Origin of the sequence: Ensifer sp. Root31, assembly GCF_001424825.1 — a bacterium.
Taxonomy (GTDB): Bacteria; Pseudomonadota; Alphaproteobacteria; order Rhizobiales; family Rhizobiaceae; genus Ensifer; species Ensifer canadensis.
This window is the reverse complement of record NZ_LMCO01000045.1, coordinates 129,345-153,244: the sequence shown is the minus strand read 5'-3', so window position 1 is coordinate 153,244 and position 23,900 is coordinate 129,345. Positions and strand designations below refer to the sequence as shown.

At 62.7% G+C, this 23,900-nt stretch carries 27 protein-coding genes; 17 read left to right on the top strand and 10 right to left on the bottom strand.

Annotated features, from left to right (window positions below; translation table 11 throughout):
* The first annotated feature begins 59 nt into the window (after nucleotides 1-59).
* Nucleotides 60-1,886 (top strand): translational GTPase TypA, encoded by a 1,827-nt coding sequence (typA, locus tag ASD00_RS29820; protein ID WP_025425112.1) that lies wholly within the window; start codon nucleotides 60-62, stop codon nucleotides 1,884-1,886.
* A gap of 207 nt (nucleotides 1,887-2,093) precedes the next feature.
* Nucleotides 2,094-2,600, top strand: coding sequence for a GNAT family N-acetyltransferase (locus ASD00_RS29815; RefSeq protein WP_025425111.1), 507 nt, complete (start codon nucleotides 2,094-2,096; stop codon nucleotides 2,598-2,600).
* Nucleotides 2,601-2,714: 114 nt separating this feature from the next.
* On the opposite strand, the gene ASD00_RS29810 is transcribed toward ASD00_RS29815, so the two are convergent.
* Nucleotides 2,715-3,332, bottom strand: a complete 618-nt coding sequence (locus ASD00_RS29810; RefSeq protein ID WP_025425110.1) for a hypothetical protein — start codon at nucleotides 3,330-3,332, stop codon at nucleotides 2,715-2,717.
* A gap of 159 nt (nucleotides 3,333-3,491) precedes the next feature.
* Here ASD00_RS29810 and ppa point away from each other — a divergent pair, with 159 nt between their 5' ends.
* Nucleotides 3,492-4,028, top strand: a complete 537-nt coding sequence (gene ppa, locus ASD00_RS29805) for an inorganic diphosphatase (protein ID WP_025425109.1) — start codon at nucleotides 3,492-3,494, stop codon at nucleotides 4,026-4,028.
* A gap of 8 nt (nucleotides 4,029-4,036) precedes the next feature.
* On the opposite strand, the gene ASD00_RS29800 is transcribed toward ppa, so the two are convergent.
* Together ASD00_RS29800 and ASD00_RS29795 are read right to left on the bottom strand one after the other, a co-directional pair.
* Nucleotides 4,037-4,354 (bottom strand): DUF167 domain-containing protein, encoded by a 318-nt coding sequence (locus ASD00_RS29800; RefSeq protein ID WP_025425108.1) that lies wholly within the window; start codon nucleotides 4,352-4,354, stop codon nucleotides 4,037-4,039.
* A gap of 4 nt (nucleotides 4,355-4,358) precedes the next feature.
* Complete coding sequence (locus tag ASD00_RS29795) at nucleotides 4,359-4,652, bottom strand: YggT family protein (RefSeq protein ID WP_025425107.1); 294 nt, start codon at nucleotides 4,650-4,652, stop codon at nucleotides 4,359-4,361.
* 133 nt (nucleotides 4,653-4,785) lie between these two features.
* On the opposite strand from ASD00_RS29795, the gene ASD00_RS29790 reads away from it, so the two are divergent.
* Nucleotides 4,786-6,027, top strand: a complete 1,242-nt coding sequence (locus ASD00_RS29790; RefSeq protein ID WP_025425106.1) for an MFS transporter — start codon at nucleotides 4,786-4,788, stop codon at nucleotides 6,025-6,027.
* Between the two features lie 44 nt (nucleotides 6,028-6,071).
* On the opposite strand, the gene ASD00_RS29785 is transcribed toward ASD00_RS29790, so the two are convergent.
* The 6 genes from ASD00_RS29785 to hemC form a co-directional block, all read right to left on the bottom strand.
* Nucleotides 6,072-6,800, bottom strand: a complete 729-nt coding sequence (locus ASD00_RS29785) for a glutamine amidotransferase (protein ID WP_025425105.1) — start codon at nucleotides 6,798-6,800, stop codon at nucleotides 6,072-6,074.
* A 1-nt stretch (nucleotide 6,801) separates the two neighbouring features.
* A complete protein-coding gene (locus ASD00_RS29780) occupies nucleotides 6,802-7,284 on the bottom strand; it encodes a TerB family tellurite resistance protein (RefSeq protein ID WP_025425104.1) in 483 nt (160 codons plus the stop codon).
* Nucleotides 7,285-7,309: 25 nt separating this feature from the next.
* On the bottom strand, nucleotides 7,310-8,956 hold the full coding sequence (locus ASD00_RS29775; RefSeq protein WP_025425103.1) for a heme biosynthesis protein HemY: 1,647 nt from the start codon (nucleotides 8,954-8,956) through the stop codon (nucleotides 7,310-7,312).
* Nucleotides 8,957-8,967: 11 nt separating this feature from the next.
* Nucleotides 8,968-10,206 carry a COG4223 family protein gene (locus ASD00_RS29770; protein WP_025425102.1) on the bottom strand — a complete coding sequence of 413 codons (1,239 nt, stop codon included), beginning with the start codon at nucleotides 10,204-10,206 and terminating at the stop codon, nucleotides 8,968-8,970.
* Between the two features lie 102 nt (nucleotides 10,207-10,308).
* Nucleotides 10,309-11,019: a uroporphyrinogen-III synthase gene (locus tag ASD00_RS29765; protein ID WP_025425101.1), complete on the bottom strand. Its 711-nt coding sequence runs from the start codon at nucleotides 11,017-11,019 to the stop codon at nucleotides 10,309-10,311.
* A gap of 3 nt (nucleotides 11,020-11,022) precedes the next feature.
* Nucleotides 11,023-11,952 carry a hydroxymethylbilane synthase gene (gene hemC, locus ASD00_RS29760; protein WP_025425100.1) on the bottom strand — a complete coding sequence of 310 codons (930 nt, stop codon included), beginning with the start codon at nucleotides 11,950-11,952 and terminating at the stop codon, nucleotides 11,023-11,025.
* Nucleotides 11,953-12,026: 74 nt separating this feature from the next.
* On the opposite strand from hemC, the gene tsaD reads away from it, so the two are divergent.
* The 6 genes from tsaD to ASD00_RS29730 all read left to right on the top strand — a co-directional run bounded on the left by tsaD (nucleotide 12,027) and on the right by ASD00_RS29730 (nucleotide 16,098).
* Nucleotides 12,027-13,121: a tRNA (adenosine(37)-N6)-threonylcarbamoyltransferase complex transferase subunit TsaD gene (gene tsaD / locus ASD00_RS29755; RefSeq protein WP_057210846.1), complete on the top strand. Its 1,095-nt coding sequence runs from the start codon at nucleotides 12,027-12,029 to the stop codon at nucleotides 13,119-13,121.
* A 31-nt stretch (nucleotides 13,122-13,152) separates the two neighbouring features.
* The gene (locus tag ASD00_RS29750) at nucleotides 13,153-14,142 is read left to right on the top strand and encodes an NAD(P)H-dependent glycerol-3-phosphate dehydrogenase (RefSeq protein WP_025425098.1); all 990 of its coding nucleotides are present in this window, start codon (nucleotides 13,153-13,155) and stop codon (nucleotides 14,140-14,142) included.
* A 17-nt stretch (nucleotides 14,143-14,159) separates the two neighbouring features.
* Nucleotides 14,160-14,453 (top strand): YciI-like protein, encoded by a 294-nt coding sequence (locus tag ASD00_RS29745; RefSeq protein WP_025425097.1) that lies wholly within the window; start codon nucleotides 14,160-14,162, stop codon nucleotides 14,451-14,453.
* A gap of 6 nt (nucleotides 14,454-14,459) precedes the next feature.
* Nucleotides 14,460-14,891 carry an EVE domain-containing protein gene (locus ASD00_RS29740; protein WP_025425096.1) on the top strand — a complete coding sequence of 144 codons (432 nt, stop codon included), beginning with the start codon at nucleotides 14,460-14,462 and terminating at the stop codon, nucleotides 14,889-14,891.
* 67 nt (nucleotides 14,892-14,958) lie between these two features.
* Nucleotides 14,959-15,630, top strand: coding sequence for a methyltransferase (locus ASD00_RS29735; protein WP_025425095.1), 672 nt, complete (start codon nucleotides 14,959-14,961; stop codon nucleotides 15,628-15,630).
* A gap of 60 nt (nucleotides 15,631-15,690) precedes the next feature.
* Nucleotides 15,691-16,098: a DUF1761 domain-containing protein gene (locus ASD00_RS29730; protein WP_025425094.1), complete on the top strand. Its 408-nt coding sequence runs from the start codon at nucleotides 15,691-15,693 to the stop codon at nucleotides 16,096-16,098.
* 42 nt (nucleotides 16,099-16,140) lie between these two features.
* Here ASD00_RS29730 and ASD00_RS29725 read toward each other — a convergent pair whose 3' ends face one another.
* Nucleotides 16,141-16,818 (bottom strand): hypothetical protein, encoded by a 678-nt coding sequence (locus tag ASD00_RS29725; RefSeq protein WP_025425093.1) that lies wholly within the window; start codon nucleotides 16,816-16,818, stop codon nucleotides 16,141-16,143.
* A gap of 306 nt (nucleotides 16,819-17,124) precedes the next feature.
* Here ASD00_RS29725 and sdhC point away from each other — a divergent pair, with 306 nt between their 5' ends.
* From sdhC to mdh, 7 genes are all read left to right on the top strand, one after another.
* Nucleotides 17,125-17,520: a succinate dehydrogenase, cytochrome b556 subunit gene (sdhC, locus tag ASD00_RS29720; RefSeq protein WP_025425092.1), complete on the top strand. Its 396-nt coding sequence runs from the start codon at nucleotides 17,125-17,127 to the stop codon at nucleotides 17,518-17,520.
* Between the two features lie 12 nt (nucleotides 17,521-17,532).
* Complete coding sequence (sdhD, locus tag ASD00_RS29715; RefSeq protein ID WP_025425091.1) at nucleotides 17,533-17,913, top strand: succinate dehydrogenase, hydrophobic membrane anchor protein; 381 nt, start codon at nucleotides 17,533-17,535, stop codon at nucleotides 17,911-17,913.
* 7 nt (nucleotides 17,914-17,920) lie between these two features.
* Nucleotides 17,921-19,762 (top strand): succinate dehydrogenase flavoprotein subunit, encoded by a 1,842-nt coding sequence (gene sdhA / locus ASD00_RS29710; protein WP_025425090.1) that lies wholly within the window; start codon nucleotides 17,921-17,923, stop codon nucleotides 19,760-19,762.
* A gap of 18 nt (nucleotides 19,763-19,780) precedes the next feature.
* Nucleotides 19,781-20,560, top strand: coding sequence for a succinate dehydrogenase iron-sulfur subunit (locus tag ASD00_RS29705; protein WP_025425089.1), 780 nt, complete (start codon nucleotides 19,781-19,783; stop codon nucleotides 20,558-20,560).
* Nucleotides 20,561-20,891: 331 nt separating this feature from the next.
* Entirely contained in the window at nucleotides 20,892-21,431 is a 540-nt protein-coding gene (locus ASD00_RS29700; protein WP_025425088.1) for a protease inhibitor Inh/omp19 family protein, read from the top strand.
* 62 nt (nucleotides 21,432-21,493) lie between these two features.
* Nucleotides 21,494-22,648, top strand: a complete 1,155-nt coding sequence (zapE, locus tag ASD00_RS29695; protein ID WP_025425087.1) for a cell division protein ZapE — start codon at nucleotides 21,494-21,496, stop codon at nucleotides 22,646-22,648.
* Between the two features lie 183 nt (nucleotides 22,649-22,831).
* Nucleotides 22,832-23,797: a malate dehydrogenase gene (gene mdh / locus ASD00_RS29690; RefSeq protein ID WP_025425086.1), complete on the top strand. Its 966-nt coding sequence runs from the start codon at nucleotides 22,832-22,834 to the stop codon at nucleotides 23,795-23,797.
* Nucleotides 23,798-23,900: the final 103 nt, after the last annotated feature.

The window sequence follows — 23,900 nt, the reverse complement described above, 5'->3', positions numbered from 1 at the left end:
GACCATTGAAAAAGCGGCGTGGCCCATTGGGGCGTGCCCTAAACCTTCCGAGACGAAAAATGAGCATTCGTAACATCGCGATTATCGCGCACGTCGACCATGGGAAAACGACCCTTGTCGACGAGCTTCTGAAGCAGTCGGGCTCGTTCCGCGAAAACCAGCGCGTTGCCGAACGCGTCATGGACTCCAACGACATCGAAAAAGAGCGCGGCATCACCATTCTTGCCAAGGCGACGTCGGTCGAGTGGAAGGGTGTGCGCATCAACATCGTCGACACCCCCGGCCACGCCGACTTCGGCGGTGAAGTCGAACGCATCCTGTCGATGGTGGACGGCGCCATCGTTCTCGTCGACGCCTCCGAAGGCCCGATGCCGCAGACGAAGTTCGTCGTCGGCAAGGCGCTGAAGGTCGGCCTGAAGCCGATCGTCGCGATCAACAAGATCGACCGTCCTGATGGACGCCACGAAGAAGTCATCAACGAAGTCTTCGACCTCTTTGCGAACCTCGACGCCACCGACGAGCAGCTCGACTTCCCGATCCTCTACGGTTCGGGTCGTGAAGGCTGGATGAACGTCGCGCCTGAAGGCCCGAAGGACCAGGGCATGGCACCGCTTCTCGACCTCGTGCTCAAGCACGTTCCCGAGCCGACGGTCGGCGAGGGCCCGTTCCGCATGATCGGCACGATCCTGGAAGCAAACCCCTTCCTCGGCCGTATCATCACCGGCCGCATCCATTCGGGTTCGCTGAAGCCGAACCAGCCGGTCAAGGTTCTCGGCCAGGACGGCAAGCTGCTTGAAAACGGCCGTATCTCGAAGATCCTCGCATTCCGCGGCATCGAGCGTCAGCCGATCGAAGAAGCCCATGCAGGCGACATCGTCGCGATCGCCGGCCTGACCAAGGGCACCGTCGCCGACACCTTCTGCGACCCGTCGGTCTCCGAAGCGCTGACCGCACAGCCGATCGACCCGCCAACCGTCACCATGTCCTTCATCGTCAACGACAGCCCGCTTGCCGGCACCGAAGGCGACAAGGTGACGAGCCGCGTCATCCGCGACCGTCTGTTCAAGGAAGCCGAAGGCAACGTCGCGCTGAAGATCGAGGAATCCTCCGAGAAGGATTCGTTCTTCGTCTCCGGTCGTGGCGAATTGCAGCTCGCGGTTCTGATCGAAACCATGCGCCGCGAAGGTTTCGAACTCGCCGTCTCGCGTCCGCGCGTCGTCATGCACAAGGATGAGAACGGCCAGCTGCTCGAGCCGATCGAAGAAGTGGTCATCGACGTCGACGAAGAGCATTCCGGCGTCGTCGTTCAGAAGATGTCCGAACGCAAGGCCGAGATGGTCGAGCTTCGTCCGTCCGGCGGCAATCGCGTCCGGCTGGTGTTCTTCGCACCGACCCGTGGCCTGATCGGCTACCAGTCGGAACTGCTGACGGATACGCGCGGCACAGCGGTCATGAACCGTCTGTTCCACGCCTACCAGCAGTACAAGGGTGAGATCGGCGGCCGCGTCAACGGCGTGCTGCTCTCCAACGACGCCGGCGAATCGGTCGCCTACGCCATGTTCAACCTGGAAGACCGCGGCCCGATGATCATCGAAGCCGGCGAGAAGGTCTATGCCGGCATGATCATCGGCATCCACACGCGCGACAACGACCTGGAAGTCAACGTGTTGAAGGGCAAGAAGCTCACCAACATGCGTGCATCCGGCAAGGACGAAGCCGTCAAGCTGACGCCGCCGATCCGCATGACGCTCGAGCGCGCGCTGTCCTGGATCCAGGACGACGAGCTGGTCGAAGTCACGCCGAAGTCGATCCGTCTGCGCAAGATGTACCTCGACTCGAACGACCGTAAGCGCTTCGAGAAGTCGCGTACGGCTGGCGCCGCTTAAGCGCCCACCGACAAAAGCGAGCGATTAGCGAAACCCCGGAGCAATCCGGGGTTTTTTGCTGTGTGTGCCAGCGGGGGGCGGCTTGCGGATAAAGTTAAAAAGGCGTTAACCTTCCATGGGATGCCGTTAAAGTTGCCTGTGGGTTAACGCGACGCGGCCCCCGGGTGGGATTCCTGTTCGCCCTGTGTGCGTTTAGAGTCGTGAGTCATGAAGACTGTTTCGATCGAGGTCAGGCCTGGAGAACCGCAAGAGGCGTCGGCGATTGCCGACGTGCATCGCGTTTCGTGGCTACAAGCCTATGGCGGCATCATTCCGCACCGCCCCCTGGTCCAGATGGTCAATCGTCGAGACGAGGTCTGGTGGCGCAAGGCGACGCGGGGTCCGGCGACCTTGCTGGTCGTCGACGTGGCCGGAACGATTGCCGGCTATGCGACCCTCGGCCTCAGCCGCGCCAAGGCGCTGCCGCAGGAAGGCGAAATCTACGAGATCTACCTGCGGCCGGAATATCAGGGCATCGGCCTTGGACGGGTTCTCTTCGGCGAAGCCAAGAGCCTGCTGCGGTCGCTCGGCTGCAGGGGACTGGTCGTCTGGTGCCTCGAAGACAGCGATAACGCCTATCAGTTCTTCCAGGGGGCTGGCGGCAGCGATATCGCCGAGGGCATGGAAGATTTCGGCGACAAGCACCTCAAGAAGATCGGCTTTGCCTGGAACTGACGCCTGCTTGCGTCTGACCTCGATGTCACCTCCTGCATAATTCCTTAAATCGGATCCGATTTAAGGACAAAATTATGCAGCAAATTTAAAGCGCTACAGCGTCCTTTGCGCCTCCTATTTGACGCGCGGCGCGGTAGGCAATTGGTGACGCGACCCGCTCGCCTTCTCACCGCGCTTGCCATGGTAGGCTGCTTCGTCGATACCGCACCGGAACCCCGGGGCAATGTCGTCGGCGATCTTGCGGGCGAGCGTGTTCGGATCCGGATTGGCGAGTGCATCGACATAGCCGGCGACGCAGCCGATCCCGTCTTCCTTCTGCGCAACCTTTGAGATCACCAGGACCTGGCCGTCATAGGCCGAGTTGCCTTCGCCGGTTTTCGGATCGCCGTTCTCGATCACCCAGCGCAGGATGGCCGATACCGGCACCTTGTCCTTGTTCAGGCGCCACTCCACCATCGTGCCGGCGTGGTTGAAGGGGCCGAAGGTTTCGAAACCTTCCTTCAGGTATCGCGCATTCAGATGCCCGAAGAAGAAGCTTTGCCGGATATCGGATTCCTTGAAGTGGGCGGGGTAGCCGTCAGGGCCAGGACAGGTCATCGACATGAAGATGCCTTCGACTTCCTCCACAATAGTGCACTTGTCGCGGCTGACATCCGAATAGACGCTGTCGTTGGCCAGAACCGGCGTGGCGGCAAGTGCTGCAGCAAGGAAACATGCGGCCTTTGCGGTCATCCAAAATCCCTCCTTACGAGAAATCCTCTGATGCAATCAACTTCAGGTCACGGCGGGTTGGCAAGGTGAATCTGCACTCCGGACGAAAGTTATGTTGCATCGCGGCATGTTTCCCTTTATCCGACGGGCAAATTTCTCAACCGACCCTGGGAGTATTCCATGCGTATCGATGCGATTTCCATCGGAAAGAATCCACCGGAAGATGTCAACGTCATCGTTGAAGTTCCTGTTGGCGGCCATCCGATCAAGTACGAGATGGACAAGGAAGCCGGCACGCTCGTCGTCGACCGTTTCCTCTACACGCCGATGACCTATCCGGGGAACTACGGCTTCGTGCCGCACACGCTTTCCGATGATGGCGATCCGATCGACGTTCTGATCTGCAACACCCGTCCGCTCGTTCCGGGCTGCGTCATCAACGTCCGCCCGATCGGCGTGATGATGATGGAAGACAATTCCGGCCAGGACGAAAAGATCATCGCGGTTCCGTCGGGTCACCTGACGCAGCGCTACGACAAGGTGCATGAATACACCGACCTGCCGGAAATCACGCTCAAGCAGATCGAGCACTTCTTCGAGCACTACAAAGATCTGGAGCCCGGCAAGTGGGTCAAGATTTTCGGCTGGAAGGATGCCTCCGTCGCCAAGCAGCTGATCAAGGAAGCGGTCGAGCGCGCCAAGGGCGAAAAGAAGTAAGCATCTGGCTATTTGCCGACCAGTTCGGCAAGCCGTTTCAAAACATCCTCCGGGTCGGCGTCGATCCGGAGGATTTTTTTGCGCTGCGTTTCGCCTGAGATGAAGGAAATGCGGTTCTTGGCGACGCCGATCTCTTTGGCGAGGACGGCGATCAGGGCCTGGTTGGCCTTGCCCTTTTCCGGAATGGCGCGCACGCGGACCTTGAGATGGTCCTGCCCGTCGGCGCCGCTCTCCACCCCATCGATCCCGTCGCGTCCGCCGTTCGGTGTCAGTCGAACGGTGACGCGCACGTGATCTCCGTGGGCGGTGAACGCTTGCTGCGTCAATGGATCAGCGCAGGAGCGCCGGCGCGATCGTCGTGTTCAGGAAAAGCTGGATGAAATAGAGGATCACCAGCACGACCAGCGGCGAAAGGTCGACGCCGCCCATATTGGGCAGGACCCGGCGGATCGGACGATAGAGCGGCTCGGTCAGCTGGTAGAGCGAGCGGCCGATCATGTTGATCGCCTGGTTGTTCACGTTGATGACGTTGAACGCATAGAGCCACGAAAAGATGGCTGACGCGATGATCAGAAACCACGCGATGTTGATAATAAAGTTCAAGGTGCCGATGACAGCAATCATGCCGGTCTCCAAATCGTTATTGACAGACATGTAGACATTGAGACCTAAACGAGCAAGTACGCCGATTTACCGTGCGCGATCATGTTTAATGCGGATCGGACAAAGATCGGTACCATCGAGGAGCGTTTCCCCTATGTCTGCCGTTCATACCACCCACCGTTTTGCCGCCTTCGGGCATGTCGGTTATCGCCGCTATTTCTTCTCGCGCTTCCTTGCCTACTTTGCCATTCAGATCATTTCAGTCGCGGTCGGTTGGCAGATCTACGACCTGACGCGCGATCCGTTCGACCTCGGGCTTATCGGGCTCTTCCAGTTCCTGCCGTCGCTGGTGCTGATTCTGGTCACGGGGTCAGTTGCCGATCGCTATAACCGGCGCATGATCATGGGCATCTGCATGGCCGTCAGCACGCTGTGTGCCGTGGCGCTGCTCACGTTGACGGTCACGGGGCTTTTCTCGCCCTGGCCTGTTTATGCGATCCTGGTCGTCTTCGGCATCGAGCGGGCGTTTCTCGCCCCCGCCTCGCAGTCGCTGGCACCCAATCTCGTCCCGCCCGAAGATCTACCCAATGCGATCGCCTGGAATTCGACCTCGTGGCAGACGGCGATGATCGTCGGTCCGGTTGCAGGCGGCCTGATCTATGGCTTCGGCTCCGTTGCGCCCTATGCCGTCGGCGTCTGCTTCTTCGCCGCCGCGGCGCTGATGGTGTTTGCCATCCCCAAGCCGGCGGCGCGCTCCAAGGCACCGGTGCAGAGCTGGGAAACGATCACAGCCGGTTTCCGCTATATCAAGGCGGAGAAGGTGGTGCTCGGTGCGATCTCGCTCGATCTGTTCGCGGTGCTGCTCGGCGGCGCTGTCGCGCTGATGCCGGTCTTTGCCCGCGATATCCTTGATCTTGGCCCATGGGGCCTAGGCTTGCTGCGCGCCGCCCCCGGCGTTGGCGCCGTCGGCATGGCGGTGTGGCTTGCCGCCCACCCCATTCGCCACCGCGCCGGCTTTTACATGTTCACCGGCGTCGCGCTCTTCGGCCTCGGCACCGTCGTCTTCGGCCTGTCGGCAACGCCATGGATATCGATCGCTGCACTGGTGGTCATGGGCGCTGCCGACATGATTTCGGTCTATGTACGCGAGATCCTGATCACGCTGTGGACGCCGGACGAGCTGCGCGGCCGCGTCAATGCCGTCAACATGGTGTTCGTCGGCGCCTCCAACGAGCTCGGCGAGTTCCGGGCCGGCATGATGGCATCCGGCTTTGGCGCAATCTTTGCCGTCGCTTTCGGCGGCGCAGGCACGTTGCTGGTGTCAGCGCTCTGGGCGCTCGGCTTCCCGCAGTTGCGCAAGATCGACACGCTCGACGTGCCGGAGCATCATCGTTAGAGCCTTTCCAGGAAATGCGCGGGTTCGAGCTGCAAAGCTTGGCGTCAGGCCGCCTGCCTGGAGCCCGCCTGCACGAAAATGAGATCGAGGAAATTTTCCATCCAGGTGCGCAACGGCGCATCGTGCTGCATGCGCCCGTCGAGATGGGCCTTGCCCATCTGGGCGCCGGGCAGTTCGAAGCGGTGCGCGCCGTGCACCACCCATCGATGCATCATCGCGCGCGTCAGCTCGCCATGGAACTGGATGCCCCAGGCGTTTTCGCCATAGCGGAAGGCCTGGTTCGGATAGGTTTCGCCGGTTGCCAGCAACTCGGCACCTGCAGGCAGATCGAACCCCTCGCGATGGAAGTGATAGACCATGTCAGGCCAGTCCATCAGTGCCCGCCCGGCGTCGGTGGCGACCAGCGGGTACCAGCCGATTTCCGTCATGCCTTCATGATGCGGCGCGACCTTGCCGCCAAGGTTGCGCGCCAGCATCTGCGCGCCCAGGCAGATGCCGAGATAGGGCTTGTTTTCCTTGAGCGGCACCGATAGCCAGTCGATCTCGCGGCGGACGAAATCCTCCTCGTCATTGGCGCTCATCGGCCCGCCGAAGATGATCGTGCCGCCGTGGTGCTCGAGCGTCGGTGGCAGCTCGTCGCCAAGCGCCGGACGACGGATGTCGAGGGAAAAACCCTTCTGCGCGAGGATCTGGCCAACACGGCCGGCGCTCGATCGCTCCTGGTGCAGGACGATGAGGATGGGCTTCCTGTCGGTCTCGGCGGCTATCGGCATTTCAGCTTTCCTGTTGCGGTTCGCCTTCTTCCGCCGCATCGATCCTGGCCGCGACCTCCCGTCGCTTCAAAACCCGGTCCCGCCCGGAGACGCCGAGTAGATCGGCGATCCGCCAGATCACGTGATCTTCCATCTCGCTGCGCTCGCCATCGGCGTAGACGACCTCCCAGAGCATGCCGATCAATTCGATGCGCTGCTCTTCGGAGAGGTGGCGCTTCACTTCGGCGGTGAACTGATAGAAGTCGATGGCCTCGCTTTCGGCGGACTTGCCGGCTTCGACAAGCGCGTCGAGTGCTGCATCGTCGAGTTCATAGTGCTGCTTGATGATGGCGCGCATCTTGCGCTGCTCGGAGGCGAGGATCTTGCCGTCCGCCTCCATCACCTGAATGCAGAGCGCGATGACCGCCACGCGCGGATCACCCCTCTCGATCCGCGTCGTCGGGCCGGTCAGGCCCTCAAGAAACGTCCGGAAGCGTTCAAACATGTTTTCGCCCACAGCCCCTCAAAACTCAGAACAATCGGAAAGTGGTCTTTTCCGACACTTTTTTGCCGACAGCCGGTTCCCGCACGCCGGGATCATCCGGAGGACGGCCGAAGAACGGGTCGGCGACCGGCTCGCCATTGGAGGCGCCGTCCTTCTCGCGTGTCCTCTCGACGATCGGGGCAGGTCTTTTCGTTTCCACCACCTTGATCGGCTCGGCGCGCTCGCGCGGCGTCTCGGCTGCGGCTTCGATGATCACGGGCGTATCGACGACCGGTTTGGCCGGAGCCGTGCCGTGGCCTACGGGATGGTGCTCAGCCATGACAGGGGGCAGGCTGCGGATCGCTTCATCGGCGCTCAGGTGGCCATCCTCGACCTGTGCGGCCAGTTGCAGGGCCGGTGCCTTCCATTCGAAGGCGTCGAGCCGTCCGCTGACCGGCGAGACCGGTAGCCAGGTCGGGGAAGTCACGCCGTCGGCCGTCCAGGCCGGATCGCGCGGGCTCTTCAGGGCCTGGGCCATCCAGTGGCGGATGCGACCCTCGTCCCCGGTGTCGGCCTCCTCGATATCTGCAAGCAGCAGAAAGATGCTTTCGGTCGGCTCCAGCCGGGCTGCGGCCTCCGCCTTGGTGCGGGCAAGCAGAAGCTCGCGCGCCTCGAGTGCTGCTTCGGCGACGGCTGCCATGGCCACCGCGTTGTTCGGGCGCAGCGATTCGAGTTTTCTCGCCCGCTTCAGCCGGTCGACCGCCGTGTCGCCGCCGCGTGCCCGCACGTAGAGGCGGGCGACATCGGGATGCGGCTCATGTTTCCAGGCCTTTTCGAGGATCGATGCTCCCTTGCGCAGGTTGTCCTCGCGAAACAGCGCCTTTGCCGCCACCTGTGCGGCGGGCACCAGATTTTCGTCGAGCTTGAGTGCTGCAAGCGCGTCGTCGCGGGCCGCCTTGGCATCGCCGTCGAGGCGCGTCATGGCGCGGGCGGTCAGAAGCACGGCCTTCTTGCGGTCGGCCTCCTTGCGCTCAAGCACATGGGCTGTCCTGCTCTGGTCGAGCAAGCGCAGTGCGTCATCCCATTGTCCGGCCTGGCTCTGGCTGTCGAGCGTTGCCAGTGTCGCCCAGGGCAGGTGCGGCGCTTTTTCGGCTGCCCGCTCGGCATATTGACGCGCCGCCTCGTGTGCGCCGAGGCGTTTGGCTTCGAGATAGAGACCGCGCAGGCCGAGTTCGCGCGTTTCCGGATCGTCGGCCATCAGTTCGAACTTCTTGCGCGCATCGTCGTATTTGCCTTCGATCAGGAACGTCTGGGCTTCGAGCAGGTGGATCAGCGGTTCCTGATCGGCGCTGATCAGGCCGCGGGTGCGGGCGGTCATCTTGCGCGCCTGGTTGGCGTCGCCGGCGCCGGCGGCGATCAGGCCAGTCGACAGTGCCTGGTAGCCCCTGTCGCGCTTTCGGGCGCGGAAATAGCGGGTGACGGTGTGTGGCGACAGCCAGATGGTGCGCACCAGCCAGATGGCGATCAGCACGGCGGCGACCAGCGAGATCAGCAGCGATGCCGCGCGCATCAGGCTCATTTCGATGAGCTGGCCCTGCCAGACGAGCGACAGTTCGCCCGGCCGATCCGCGAGCCACGCGAAGCCGAGGCCGAGACCCAGAACGATCAGGATGAAGATCAAAATGCGGATCATGTCTGTCTTCCTCAGCCCTGGGTGGTGGACTTGTTCATCGTTGCCGCGACCGCCGCATCGATGATGCCTTCGACCCGGAGACGCTGGTCAAGCTTGACCTTGAACGGTTCACCGGCGGTCTTGGCCGCAGCCGGAAGACCGTCCCATTCCAATGCCGCGCCCTTAAGATCGCCGTTGTTGAGCTTGTCCTCGATGCGGGCGACGACGGCCTCCGGCGTGTCGCCTTCGACGCTGCCGACGGGACGCACGCGAATGCCCGACATGGCGCTGGAGACGAGGCGATCGAAGATGCCCTCGTTCGGGTCCGGCTGATTAAGCGCGTCGAGCATGGTATTGGATGTGGTTGCAAAATCCCGGCGAAGGTCGGCGCGCGTTGCCACGCCCGTCGTCGCATCCTGAGCGAGGGCGGTGACGGCCGTTTCATCAGGGGCGATGCTGCGAAGCGCATCGAGTTCAGCCAGGAACGGCCCGCCACGATCGATCGCGGTCTTAAGCGCGGTGACGGCGACGGCCTTGGCAACCTGGATATCGTTGGCGGGTTCGTTGAGTTTCTGTTCGGCGGAATCGATGCGGCTTGCCAGTTCGGCTCTGGCCGTCGTTGCCGATTGCTGCGCTTCGGCAAGGCCTGATTTCAGCGCGGCGATCTCCTTGGTGAGGTTCGTCACTTCGGCCTTGAGTGCCGTCATCTCGCCGGTCGCCACTCCGCCGGCGCCCGGTTGTGCTGCCGTCTGTTCCAATGCGGCGAGGCGGTTCTCGAGCGGTGCAATGTCGACGGTTGTGGTTGGCGCCTGTATGCCGGCCACCTGATCGCGCAGGGCCTGGATCTCGCTCGAAAGCGTCAGCTCTGTGGAAGACGTGCCGCGGTCGGGGCCGAGCCCCGGCACATAGCCGGCATATTGCAGCACGCCGAAGCCGAGCAGCGTCACCAGGCCGCCGAGGATCCCGGCTGCCAGTGAACCGGAATTGGACGGCGGCTTTTGTACGGGGCTTGCTTCAGGCTCACGGCTTAAATGCGGCGGCTCCTCGTTGAAGGCGGCGGCTGCCGCATCGGCGCGCTGCTCCTCGATTTCCTCTTCGACGCGGGCTTCCGCTGCGCCATCGGCTTCGGGGATTTCGGTCGGTTCATCGGCGGTTGCCGCGGGGTTTGCCGTCGTTTCGGCATTTTCCGTCACGGTCTTTTCCGCTTCAAGGTCGATCGTCAGCGGCTCTTTCTCGGCTTTCGAGCGGCGCGGCGGGTTTTCCGATACCATGGTGACCTCTTACCGTTGTTGCCTGTCGGTTCTTGCAACAAACCTAGTCAGGCTGGCCGGTGAGGGAAAGCCCCCTTGCTTCCGTTTTTGATCGAAATAGCATTAGAGAAGGCTGAAAAGGCTTTCTTCGTCTGGTCTTGCTGCGACCTCGACTGAGGCTCCATCCGGGAGCGCTCCGGCAACGGCGGCGCTGAGGCAGAGATAGCGCGGAGAGAAAGCGGCGGTCTTGAGGCCGGCTTCGACAAGCAGCGCGGCGAAGCGTCGCGCGGTGTCGTGGGAATAGAGCAGCACCGCGTCCGGCCGGCCGGCCGATATCAGGCGCGCCAATATGTCGGGCGGATGGGCGATCGGCTGCATCCGGTAGCATTCGACCGTGACATGCTCGATGCGAAGCTGCCGTAGCGTGGCTTCAAGTCCGTCGGAGCGGGGGGAGCCTGCGAGATAGAGGAGGGGCGCCCGCGATGCAGAAAGCGTGGCGGCGATCGTTTCGGCAAGGCTCCTGCCGGTTCCCTCTCCCGTGTGGAGCGAGGTAAAGCCGAGATCGCGCGCCGCCCGGGCCGTCGCTTCGCCGACGCAGAAGCAGGGTTCCGCTTTATAGGGCTCCAGATCGGCGCCAAGTTCGCCCAACGCCCGTACGGCTTCGGCACTGGTCAGCGCGACTGCGGCATGTGGTCTTTCGAGTGCTTTCCGTGCCGCCTCTGGCAAATGTTCCGCCCGCGCCAGCGGCAACAGCAGCGGCTGATGACCCATGACTTCCAGACGGCGGGCCGTAGCCTCGGCGGCGGGCTGCGGCCGGGTCACGAGCAGCCGCATGGCTCAAGTCCAGCTCGAGAAGAAGCCCGGTCCCGCCTGCGCGCGGATATCTTCGCCGGCCTTTTGCCCGAGGGCTTCGGCATCGGCAGCCTTGCCTTCGACCGTGATGCGGTGATGGGTGCTGCCATCCGGCGTCAGGATCATGCCGGAAAAACGCAGATGCGTGCCGTCCGAGACCGCCAGGCCGGCGATAGGCGTTCGACAGGAGCCGTCGAGCGTCGCAAGGAAGCCGCGTTCGCAGGCGACCGCCTCATGGGTTCTGCTATCGTCGATGGCGGCGAGCAGGTCGTTGACGCGTTTGTCGCCGATCCTGCTCTCGATACAAATCGCGCCCTGCGCCGGTGCCGGCGGAAACTCTTCCGGGTCGAGCAGTTCTGTCGGCACGTCGGCCATGCCGAGCCGCTTCAGGCCGGCATAGGCAAGCAGCGTCGCATCGACCTGGCCTTCGGCGAGCTTGCGCAGCCGCGTCTCGACCTGGCCGCGATAGGTGATGACGTTGATGTCGGGCCTGAGCCTCCGGATCAGCGCCTGCCGGCGCAGCGACGACGAGCCGACAGTCGCGCCTTCGGGCAATTCCAGGAGCCTGGGTGCGGTGCGGCCGATGAAGGCGTCGCGAATGTCCTCGCGCGGCAGGAAGGCGGAAAGAAACAGGCCATCTGGAAGCTTGGTCGGCATGTCCTTCGAGGAATGCACGGCGAAATCGAGTTCGCCCGACAGGAGCTGCTGCTCGATTTCCTCGGTGAACAGGCCCTTGCCGCCGATCTCGGCCAGCGACCGATCGGTGATGCGGTCGCCCTTGGTGGAAAGGATGACAACCTCGAACATTTCCGGCGACAGACCATGCACGGCCGCGAGGCGATCGCGCGTTTCATGGGCTTGAGCGAGCGCCAGTGGGCTGCCACGCGTGCCGATCCGGAAAGGTTTTGTTTGCATCAAAGGCTATCCATTGTTACCGGAGTTCCGTGTACCCACCTTTCGGTGCGACCGCAATCTTTGAGTAGTTCCTGATGTCTCCGCCCATGCGCATCCTCGGCATAGAAACAAGCTGCGACGAAACCGCGGCTTCCGTCGTGCTGCGCGACGAAAACGGCAGGGGAAGCATCCTCGGCGACGTCGTCCTGAGCCAGCTGGAAGAGCATAGCGCCTATGGCGGCGTGGTTCCGGAGATTGCCGCGCGCGCCCATGTCGAAGCGCTCGACACCCTGATCGAGGAGGCGCTGCTGCGGGCCGGCGTGACGCTCAACGACATCGATGCGATTGCTGCGACAAGTGGTCCCGGTCTGATTGGCGGCCTCATCGTCGGACTGATGACGGGCAAGGCGATCGCGCGGGCAACCGGCAAGCCGCTCTATGCCGTCAATCACCTGGAAGGTCACGCGCTGACCGCGCGGCTCACCGATGGTCTGAGTTTTCCCTATCTGATGCTGCTCGTTTCCGGCGGCCACACGCAGCTGATCCTGGTCAAGGGCGTCGGCGCCTACGAGCGCTGGGGCACTACGATCGACGATGCGCTCGGCGAGGCCTTCGACAAGACGGCCAAGCTGCTCGGTCTTCCCTATCCCGGGGGGCCGGCCGTCGAGCGTGCCGCCCGCAATGGCAATGGCGAGCGTTTCGATTTTCCGCGCCCGTTGGTCGGCGATGCCCGGCTCGATTTCTCATTCTCCGGGCTGAAGACGGCGGTGCGCCAGGCGGCGCAGTCGCTGGAGCCGGTGACGGACCAGGATATTGCCGACATCTGCGCCTCCTTCCAGCGCGCGATCTCGCGCACGCTCAAGGATCGGATCGGGCGCGGGTTGAAGCGGTTCAAGACGGATCACGCGTCCGTGGAAAGGCCGGCGCTGGTCGTTGCCGGCGGCGTTGCCGCCAACCAGGTGCTCAGGACAACGCTCCAGGAACTCTGCAACAAGAACGGCTTCGATTTCATCGCGCCGCCGCTTGCGCTTTGTACCGACAATGCCGCGATGATCGCCTGGGCGGGTGCCGAACGGTTTGCCGCCGGTTTGCCGGCGGATGGTCTCGATGTCGCGCCGCGCTCGCGCTGGCCGCTCGACCAAAAGGCGCAGACCTTGCTTGGTTCGGGCAAGCGCGGCGCCAAGGCATGACGGAAAGCAGCCAGGGCATGATGGACAGGATATGAACACCAACCCGAAGATCGTGGTGGTCGGAGCGGGTGCCTTCGGCACGGCGCTTGCGGCCGTCGCCGCATCCGCTAACGGCAGCGATGTGACCCTTCTCGCCCGGCGCGAGGAAACCGCGGATGAATGCCGGCTGACCGGCCGCAACGAGCCGTCGCTCCCGGGCATCGACCTGCCGGCAGGGCTCAAGCACAGCGCGGATGCTGCGGTGCTTGGCGACGCTGAGATCGTGCTGTTCGTCATGCCATCGCAGGCACACCGCGATGCGGCGCGGCAATACGGTCCGTCGATCAATGCCGCGGCGACGATCGTCACCTGCGCTAAGGGCATGGAGCAGGCAACGGGGCGGCTTTTGACCGACGTGCTGGCGGAAGAATTGCCGGGCCACGGCATCGGCGTGCTCTCCGGCCCCGGCTTTGCAGCTGACATCGCCAAGGGGCTGCCGACGGCGATGGTGGTTGCTGCCGCCGACAACGACACGGCGACGCTGCTTGCGGAGGCTCTGTCAGGCCCGACCTTCCGTCTCTACCCTTCAGAAGACCGCATCGGCGTGCAACTTGGCGGCGCGCTGAAGAATGTGCTTGCCATCGCTTGCGGCATCGTCGAAGGCGCAGGTTTGGGCGACAGCGCCCGGGCGGCGTTGATCTCGCGCGGCCTTGCGGAGATGTCCCGCTTCGTCGTCGCCGAAGGCGGGGATGCCGATACCGTTCGCGGCCTCTCGGGGCTCGGCGATCTCGTGCTGACGGCAACCAGCCACCAGTCGCGCAACCTGCGCTTCGGCATTGCGCTCGGCAAGGATGGCCGCGGCAGCGGACGCCAGGGCGAACTCGTCGAGGGGGCCTTTGCAGCCTCGGTCGCCGCCCGCGTCGCCCGCGATCTTGGCGTCGAGATGCCGATCACCGAGGCGGTCGCCGCCATCATCGACGGCAAGCTCGATGTGCGCACCGCCCTTGAACAATTGATGTCCCGTCCGATCACCCAGGAATGACTTCGTCAGGAGGAAGCATGCTCTTCGCACTTCAATGCACCGACAAATCAGGCGCGCTGCAGCTTCGGCTGGACACGCGTCCGGATCACGTCGCCTATCTCAACGACCTCAATGCCAAGGGCATTCTGAAGATGGCCGGCCCCTTCCTCGGCGACGACGGCAAGCCGACCGGAAGCCTGGTGATCGTCAAGACCGAGACGATCGACGATGCGCGCGCCATCGCCGAAGCCGATCCCTACGCCAAGGCCGGCCTGTTCTCCAACGTCGAAATCAAGGCCTTCAACTGGGTCTTCAACAACCCGGAGGCTTGAGGCGCGATGGCATTCTGGCTTTACAAATCCGAGCCCTTCAAGTGGTCCTGGCAGATGCAGAAGGATGCCGGCGCGAAGGGCACCGAATGGACCGGCGTGCGCAACTACCTCGCACGCAACAACATGCGGGCGATGCAGATCGGCGACAAGGGCTTCTTCTACCACTCGAACGAAGGGCTTGAAATCGTCGGCATCACCGAGGTCTGCGCGCTTTCGCATCCGGATTCGACCGCCGAGGGCGATGCCCGCTGGGACTGCGTCGACATTCGCGCTGTTCGCGACGTGCCGCGCCCGGTGACGCTGAAGGAGATCAAGGATAACCCCAAGCTCGCCAACATGGCGCTGGTCACCAGCATGCGCCTTTCAGTCCAGCCGGTCACCGAGGACGAATGGATCGAGGTCTGCCGCATGGCCGGGTTCGACAGTCCGCCACGGTAGCTTTGTTTTTCCGCGTGATTTATCCGAAAACCGGCTCCCGCATTTCGGATCACGCTCGGAGTGTTTCTTGAAGACCGATCCCGAAAGCTTCATCCGCGCCAACACCGACGTTCTGTCGCCGCCGCATGTGCCAGAAATCCGGCTGCATCTGGCGACGGAAGCGCATGAGCTCTGGCTGAAAACCGAGGAGGAGCTGGAGGAAATCGGTCTGCCGCCGCCGTTCTGGGCCTTTGCCTGGGCCGGCGGGCAGGGGCTCGCGCGTTATATCATCGATCATCCGGAGGTCGTTCGCGGCCGACGCGTCGTCGACTTTGCCTCGGGCTCCGGGCTGGTCGCCATCGCCGCGATGAAGGCGGGGGCGGCTTCTGTTCTTGCGGCCGATATCGATCCCTGGGCCGAGACGGCGGTGCGGCTCAATGCCGAACTGAACGGCGTCGATATTGCCTACACCGCAGAGGATATTACCGGCCGCGATCTGGCCGCCGACCTCTGCCTTGCCGGCGACGTCTTCTACGACAAGTCCTTTGCCGAGCGCCTGCTGCCCTGGTTTACGGCGCTCAGCTCCGGCGGCGCGACCGTCATCGTCGGCGATCCCGGCCGCTCCTATTGTCCGCGCGACAGGATGACGGCGCTGGCGACCTACGAAGTGCCGGTCACAAGGGCGCTTGAAGACAGCGAGGTCAAGCGCACGACGGTCTGGCAGTTCGGCGCATCAACGGCTCCTTCCGTGCCCGATTGACAGCGGCAACGCATTCGCTTCCAACTTCCTAAAAACGATAAGGGGATGAGGGGAACGAAGATGGCTTTTGCGGGCATGAACTATCTGGCGGTGCTGATTGCCGCCATTGCGGCCTTCGTCATTGGCGCCGGCTATTACGGCGTTCTCGGCAAACCCTGGATGAAGGCGGCGCGCATCGACCCCGCGACGGCGCAGATGTCGCCGGTTCTTTTCGCGATTTCCTTTGTCTCAGAACTAGTGATGGCGACGATGGTCGCCGGTGTCGTCGGCCATCTCGGCCCGGCCCAGGTCACCGCTTTTAACGGCATTGTCTCCGCGTTCTTCCTGTGGCTCGGTTTCGTCGCAACCAGCATGGTCGTCAATCACCGCTACCAGGGATTCGGCTGGAGCCTGTCGCTGATCGACGGCGTGCACTGGCTGCTGGTGCTGTCGGCGATGGGCGCCATCATCGGCGCCATGGGCGTGTGACCGCGCGCAGGCCCGGTGGCTCCTCGGTGGGAGCCGTCACCGCTATCGCCGGATCACGCAGACGCCGTGCTCCCAGGCGCAGGCGCGATTGAACGTTTTCGGCGACATCACGATGATCTTTGCGCGCTTCACCTGCGGCGGCGGCGTAAACTGGCCGTCGTCATAGTAGCTGTAGTTGCCCTCCTGGCTGAAGTAGATGCCGTTGCCGGGATCCCTATAGGCCGAAATGCCGCCGGCATAGGTGCCGATGCTACCGATCGTGTCCGGGAAGCCATCGCCGCCGTAGATATCAAGCCGTTCACCGCCGTAGCTATCCGGGCGATGATCATAGCGGTCGCCTGATGTCCAGATGTTACGCACTGCCTGGTCCCGCCCCCAGCCGTCGCGATAGCGCAGGCGTTCGCTATATTGCCTGTCGTAAGGACGATACCGGGGAAAGCGGATATGCCGGGTCCGGGTCTCGACTTCTGGCGGTCCGTTCTCGGCGGCCCACTGGTTGCGTGGCAGGCGATTGCGGCTGTACGTTGTGCCGTAGCCCATGCGGTCGAACTCGTGGCGACTGAAGGAACGATGCGAATACAGCCTGATGTGTCGGGTGCGCGTCTGCACTTCCCGTGGCCCGCCCCAGTCTCCCGCCCGCACCGGCAGGCAGGCAGTCGCGACAAGCAGGCCCGCAAGTGCTAGAACTTTGGTCGCATGGAATGCCCGCAACAGAGTCATTCTGTCCGTCCTCCGCAAAACGCTTAACAAATCGTTAACCGCACTCTGGGGCAATTCCGCTGGAAAGTCACGGATTTGGTTATGGTTTTCGCCCGTATCGTTAACTGGGCGCCACGTCTCGGTCGGACCTGAAAATGCCGCTTTTCGTCTAATCGATTAAATTGATTTTGCACTGCAAACACACTTGTCGTTAAGCAATATGGTGATTAAAGGTCCGAAGGACTGAATTGCGCACAATCAGGTGCGATACCGGACTAAAATCGTCCACTTTTTGGGCGTGAATCCGGGCATTTCCGTGAGGTTCCGATGACGGATGTCACAAGAAGCCGGCCGCTGTCGCCGCATCTTCAAATCTATAAGCCTATCCCGACAATGGTGATGTCCATTGTGCACCGCATTACCGGCGGCGCGCTCTACTTCGGCACCATCCTCGTTGCCTGGTGGCTGATCGCCGCCGCGTCCGGCGAAGCGTACTACGACTGGGTCAGCTGGCTGTTCGGCACGCTTCTCGGCAAGCTGGTGCTCTTCGGCTACACTTGGGCGCTGGTGCACCATATGCTCGGCGGCCTGCGCCACTTCATGTGGGACCTCGGCTACGGCTACGAGAAGCACTTCGCCACCAAGCTGGCCAAGGCAACGATCGTCGGGTCGGTAGCGCTTACCGTGCTGATCTGGGTGGTCGGCTATCTCGTGCGGTACTGAGGGGACAGGACCATGAACATGCGCACACCTCTCAGCAAGGTCCGCGGCTACGGCTCCGCCAAGGAAGGCACTGACCACTTCTGGCGCCAGCGCGTCACGGCAGTCGCCAACGTTCCGCTCTTGATCTTCTTCGTCATCTTCCTCGTTCGTTATGCCGGCGCTCCCCATGCGGAGGTCGTTTCGGCCCTTTCGAACCCCTTCGTCGCCGTGGTCATGGGCCTGGTCCTGCTTTCGGGACTGATCCACATGAAGCTCGGCATGCAGGTGATCATCGAGGATTACGTGCACGGTGAAGGCGCGAAGATCGCCCTTCTCATGCTCAACACATTTTTCGCGATCGTGGTTGGCGGGCTCTGTCTTTTCGCCATCCTGAAGATCGCTTTTGCAGGGTAATTTCGTCATGGCATCGAACAGTTCACCCGCTGCAAACGGCAAGGCCTACCAGTATGTCGACCACGCCTTCGACGTCGTCGTCGTTGGCGCCGGCGGCGCCGGCCTGCGCGCCACGCTGGGCATGGCGGAGCAGGGCCTGAAGACGGCCTGCATCACCAAGGTCTTCCCGACACGCTCGCACACGGTTGCCGCCCAGGGCGGCATCGCCGCCTCGCTGCAGAACATGACGCCGGACAGCTGGCAGTGGCACCTCTACGACACCGTCAAGGGCTCCGACTGGCTCGGCGACGTCGACGCCATGCAGTATCTCGCCATGGAAGCGCCGAAGGCGGTCTATGAGCTCGAGCACTACGGTGTGCCCTTCTCGCGCAACGAGGAAGGCAAGATCTACCAGCGGCCGTTCGGCGGCCACATGCAGAACTATGGCGAAGGCCCGCCGGTGCAGCGCACCTGCGCTGCCGCCGACCGCACCGGTCACGCCATCCTGCACACGCTCTATGGCCAGGCGCTGCGCAACAACGCCGAGTTCTTCATCGAGTATTTTGCGCTCGACCTGATCATGTCGGACGACGGCCGCTGCACCGGCGTCGTCGCCTGGAACCTCGACGACGGCACCATCCACCGCTTCTCCGCCAAGATGGTGGTGCTTGCGACCGGTGGTTACGGCCGCGCCTACTTCTCGGCAACCTCCGCTCATACCTGCACCGGTGACGGCGGCGGCATGATCGCACGCGCCGGCCTGCCGCTGCAGGACATGGAATTCGTCCAGTTCCACCCGACCGGCATCTACGGCGCAGGCTGCCTGATCACCGAGGGTGCGCGCGGCGAAGGCGGCTATCTCGTCAACTCCGAAGGCGAGCGCTTCATGGAGCGCTATGCGCCGTCGGCCAAGGACCTTGCTTCGCGCGACGTCGTTTCGCGCTGCATGACGATGGAAATCCGTGAAGGCCGCGGCGTCGGCAAGAACAAGGATCACATCTTCCTGCATCTCGACCATCTCGATCCGGCCGTGCTGCACGAACGCCTGCCCGGTATCTCGGAATCGGCAAAGATCTTCGCCGGCGTCGATGTGACCCGCGAGCCGATCCCGGTCCTGCCGACCGTGCATTACAACATGGGCGGCGTGCCGACCAACTACTGGGGCGAAGTCTTGAACGCCGACAGCCAGAACCCGGAGCGCACCGCGCCCGGCCTGATGGCCGTGGGCGAGGCCGGCTGCGCCTCGGTGCACGGTGCCAACCGTCTCGGCTCCAACTCGCTGATCGACCTGGTGGTCTTCGGCCGCGCCGCCGCCATCCGCGCCGGCCAGGTCATCGACCGCAACGAAGCGATCCCGGCGATCAACGTTGCCGCCTGCGACAAGATCATGGCCCGCTTCGACGCCCAGCGTTTCGCCAACGGCTCGACGCCGACGGCGGTGCTGCGCGAAAAGATGCAGCGCGCCATGCAGGAAGATGCGGCCGTGTTCCGCACGCAGGAATCGCTGGAATCGGGCTGCAAGCGCATCTCGGCGATCTGGAAGGAACTGCCCGACGTCAAGGTCACGGACCGGTCGATGATCTGGAACTCCGATCTCGTCGAGACGCTGGAACTGCAGAACCTGATGGCCAACGCCATCACCACGATCTATGGCGCCGAAGCGCGCAAGGAGAGCCGTGGCTCGCACGCCCGCGAAGACTATACCGGCGGGGCGCTTGGCGGCCGTGACGACGTCAACTGGCGCAAGCACACGCTCGCTTGGGTCAACGAGGCCGGCGACGTCAAGCTCGACTATCGCCCTGTTCATACCGACCTGATCGCCGAAGGCATCGATCCGAAAAAGATCGAGCCCAAGGCTCGCGTCTACTGATCTTGAGGAATTAGGCACATGGTTGAACTCGCTCTCCCCAAGAACTCGCAGATGACCGAAGGCAAGGTCTGGCCGAAGCCGGAAGGCGCGACCAATGTTCGTGAATACCGCATCTACCGCTGGAACCCGGATGACGGCGCCAATCCGCGCATCGATACCTTCTATATCGATATCGACGATTGCGGCCCGATGGTGCTCGACGGTCTGCTCTACATCAAGAACAAGATCGATCCGACACTGACGCTGCGCCGCTCCTGCCGCGAAGGCATCTGCGGCTCCTGCGCGATGAACATCGACGGCACCAACACGCTTGCCTGCACCAAGGGCATGGATGAGGTCAACGGCACGGTGAAGGTCTATCCGCTGCCGCATATGCCCGTGGTCAAGGACCTGGTGCCGGATCTCACCCACTTCTATGCCCAGCACCGCTCGATCGAGCCCTGGCTGAAGACGGTCACGCCGACGCCGGCCAAGGAATGGAAGCAGAGCCATGAGGACCGTCTGAAGCTCGACGGCCTCTACGAATGTATCCTGTGCGCCTGCTGCTCGACCTCCTGTCCGAGCTATTGGTGGAACGGCGACCGTTACCTCGGTCCGGCTGTTCTGCTGCAGGCCTATCGCTGGCTGATCGACAGCCGCGATGAAGCGACCGGCGAGCGCCTCGACAATCTCGAGGATCCGTTCCGCCTCTATCGCTGCCACACGATCATGAACTGCGCGCAGGCCTGTCCGAAGGGTCTCAACCCGGCCAAGGCGATCGGCGAGATCAAGAAGATGCTGGTCGAGCGTCGGGTCTGATCCGAGGTAATCGACGCGCTATCGCATGTTGCGGCGGGCCCTGTGCCCGCCGTTTGCGTTTTTTCTTCGCCGGGTGAAGGAGCTTCCTCGAACGGCCTTGTTTGTCCGTCCGGCAATCGTTGATTGTGCCGGCGCAAGACAGTCATTTCGGTCACCTGAAGCAACATGCTGCCGGGCCAGAAGTCGTCATTGTCCCGTTCGCGCAGACGTTTCAATCCTGCAACAGGTAGACATGAATCGTCGTCCCTTGATTTGACAGGTGGATTTGCTGTATTTCGGCCTATATTATCGCGTTGCATCATGGTTCGCGGAACACATCGGGAGTAAAGATATGCGGGTTATTCATGCGGCGGCGGGGCTGGCGGTTGTGCTTGCGCTGACCGGATGCCAGCGGACATCCATGGGTGGCTTCAGCTCCCAGGATTCTTCACCTGCTCCCCTCCAGGCCCAGCCCGTACCGTCGGTCTCGTCGAACCAACTCCCTGATCCCACCGGCAACACGTCACAATTCCCGGCTGCACCGACGGCGGGAACGGCAATGGCCGGTGCCGCTCAACCTGGTACCCAGGTAGCAGCAGCCACCAACGCGCTCGATGTGACCAAGGAATCGATGGTCGGCAACTGGCGCGTTTCGAGCGCCGGCAGCTCCTGCGACATGTTCCTGACGCTGACCAACCTCGGCAGCGGTTCGCGCGGCGGCACGCGTGGTTGCGCCGGCGAGCTGACGGCTATGGGTTCCTGGGAAGTGGCCGGCAAGCAGGTCGTCCTCAAGGACCGCACCGGCAACGCCATCGCTCGCCTTTACAAGACGGCCGATGCGCGCTTCGACGGCTCCACCAATGGCGGCCAGCCGGTCAGCCTCAGCCGCTAATGACCTGGTCCAGCCCGGCTAATCGCCGGGCTTCTTGTTTTCCGGTCCACCTCGGGTGAGACGTGCTCAATCCTGACGACAGCATCTACCGCAAGCTCGAAACACTCGTTCAGAGCGGCGAGCGAAAACGCGATCCGGCCCAGTTCGCGATCGCCCGGCGATTCGATCATCTTTCGGCCGAGCTCCTGGCAAGCAGGCCATCGCGCAAGACCAATGCGCTCGGCTGGCTCTTTGCCTCGCGCAAGAAGGATCATCCCCCGGTCAAGGGGCTCTACATCCATGGCGGTGTCGGTCGCGGCAAGACCATGCTGATGGACATGTTCTTCGAGGCGGTGCCGATCCAGCGCAAGCGCCGGGCGCATTTTCACGAGTTCATGGCCGACGTGCATGAGCGGATCTACAGGCACCGCCAGAAGCTGAAGAACGGCGAGACGAAGCAGGCCGATCCCATTCCGCCGGTTGCCTCCGACCTCTTCGGCGAGGCGCGGCTCCTCTGCTTCGACGAATTCACGGTGACAGACATTGCCGATGCGATGATCCTCGCCCGGCTTTTCAGCGAACTCTTCGCCAAGGGCTGCGTGTTGATCGCAACCTCCAATGTGGCGCCTGACAATCTCTACCGCGACGGTCTCAATCGCGGGCTCTTCCTGCCGTTCATCGATCTCCTGAAGGCGAATGCCGAGATCATCTCGCTCGACACCGATACCGACTACCGCCTGATGAAGACGGACGGCAGCCCGGTGTGGATCTCACCGCTCGGACCCGAGGCCGACGCGGCGATGGCGCAGGCCTGGAACAGGCAAACGGCAGGGGCCGCCGTCGCGCCCGCCGAGGTGCCGCGCAAGGGCCGCAAGATTCCGGTGCCGGCAGCAGCCGGAAAGGCGGCCCGTTTCAGCTTCACCGACCTTTGCCAGCAGCCGCTCGGTGCTGCCGACTATCTTGCGATCCTCGAGCGCTATTCCACCCTCTTCGTCGATCACGTGCCGCATCTCGGGCCGCATGTGCGCAACGAAACCAAGCGCTTCATCCTGCTGGTCGACACGCTCTACGACAACGGCGCCCGCCTCTTTGCCTCGGCCGCTGCCGAACCGCAGAACCTTTTGACGCTGAAGAAGGGCACGGAAGGCTTCGAGTTCGACCGGACCGTTTCGCGGCTGATCGAGATGCAGAGCGCGGAATATGCGGCAGAACATCCTGAAAATATTGCGGTTTCGTGACGCGCGAATGACGATAATTTTTACGTTTACGTAAGAATTTTATGATCTAACCGATTGAAATTGTTCCATCCAAAAGTATCGATTGATATTTTAACGATTGCCGTTTAATGGCTTCCGGCGAAGGTTTGGCGTTTGCGGCGTTTCAGGCCTCGATCAGTTTGGGATCACAAAGGAAGCACTTTCATGGCGCGCAACAAGATCGCACTTATCGGTTCAGGGATGATTGGTGGCACGCTGGCGCATCTCGCCGGCCTGAAGGAACTGGGCGACATCGTCCTCTTCGACATTGCCGACGGCATCCCCCAGGGCAAGGGCCTCGACATCGGCCAGTCCTCCCCGGTCGAAGGCTTCGACGTGAACCTGACGGGTGCCAGCGACTATTCCGCCATCGAAGGCGCCGATGTCTGCATCGTCACCGCCGGTGTCGCCCGCAAGCCGGGCATGAGCCGCGACGATCTGATCGGCATCAACCTCAAGGTCATGGAACAGGTTGGCGCGGGCATCAAGAAGTACGCCCCGAACGCCTTCGTGATCTGCATCACCAACCCGCTCGACGCCATGGTCTGGGCGCTGCAGAAGTTCTCCGGCCTGCCGAAGAACAAGGTCGTCGGCATGGCCGGCGTTCTCGATAGCGCCCGCTTCCGCCTGTTCCTCGCCCAGGAATTCAACGTTTCGGTTCAGGACGTCACCGCCTTCGTTCTCGGCGGCCACGGCGACACCATGGTGCCGCTCGCCCGCTATTCGACCGTTGCCGGCATTCCTTTGACCGACCTCATCCAGATGGGCTGGGTCACCAAGGAACGCCTCGAAGAAATCATCCAGCGCACCCGTGACGGCGGCGCCGAAATCGTCGGCCTGCTCAAGACCGGCTCTGCCTACTACGCACCGGCCGCCTCCGCGATCGAAATGGCTGAAGCCTACCTCAAGGACAAGAAGCGCGTTCTGCCTTGCGCGGCACACCTGACCGGTCAGTACGGCGTCAAGGACATGTATGTCGGCGTTCCCACCGTCATCGGTGCCGGCGGCGTCGAGCGCATCATCGAGATCGACCTCAACAAGGCCGAGAAGGAAGCTTTCGACAAGTCGGTCGCTTCGGTCGCCGGCCTTTGCGAAGCCTGCATCGGCATTGCGCCGAGCCTGAAGCAGTAATCGCGTCCCGTTGAGCGGATGCCTGCATTCGCTCGACCTTTTGTTTTTGCCGCATTTTCGCGGGCGGGTATTTCCCCCGCCTGCAAAATGCTCCAGACAGGAA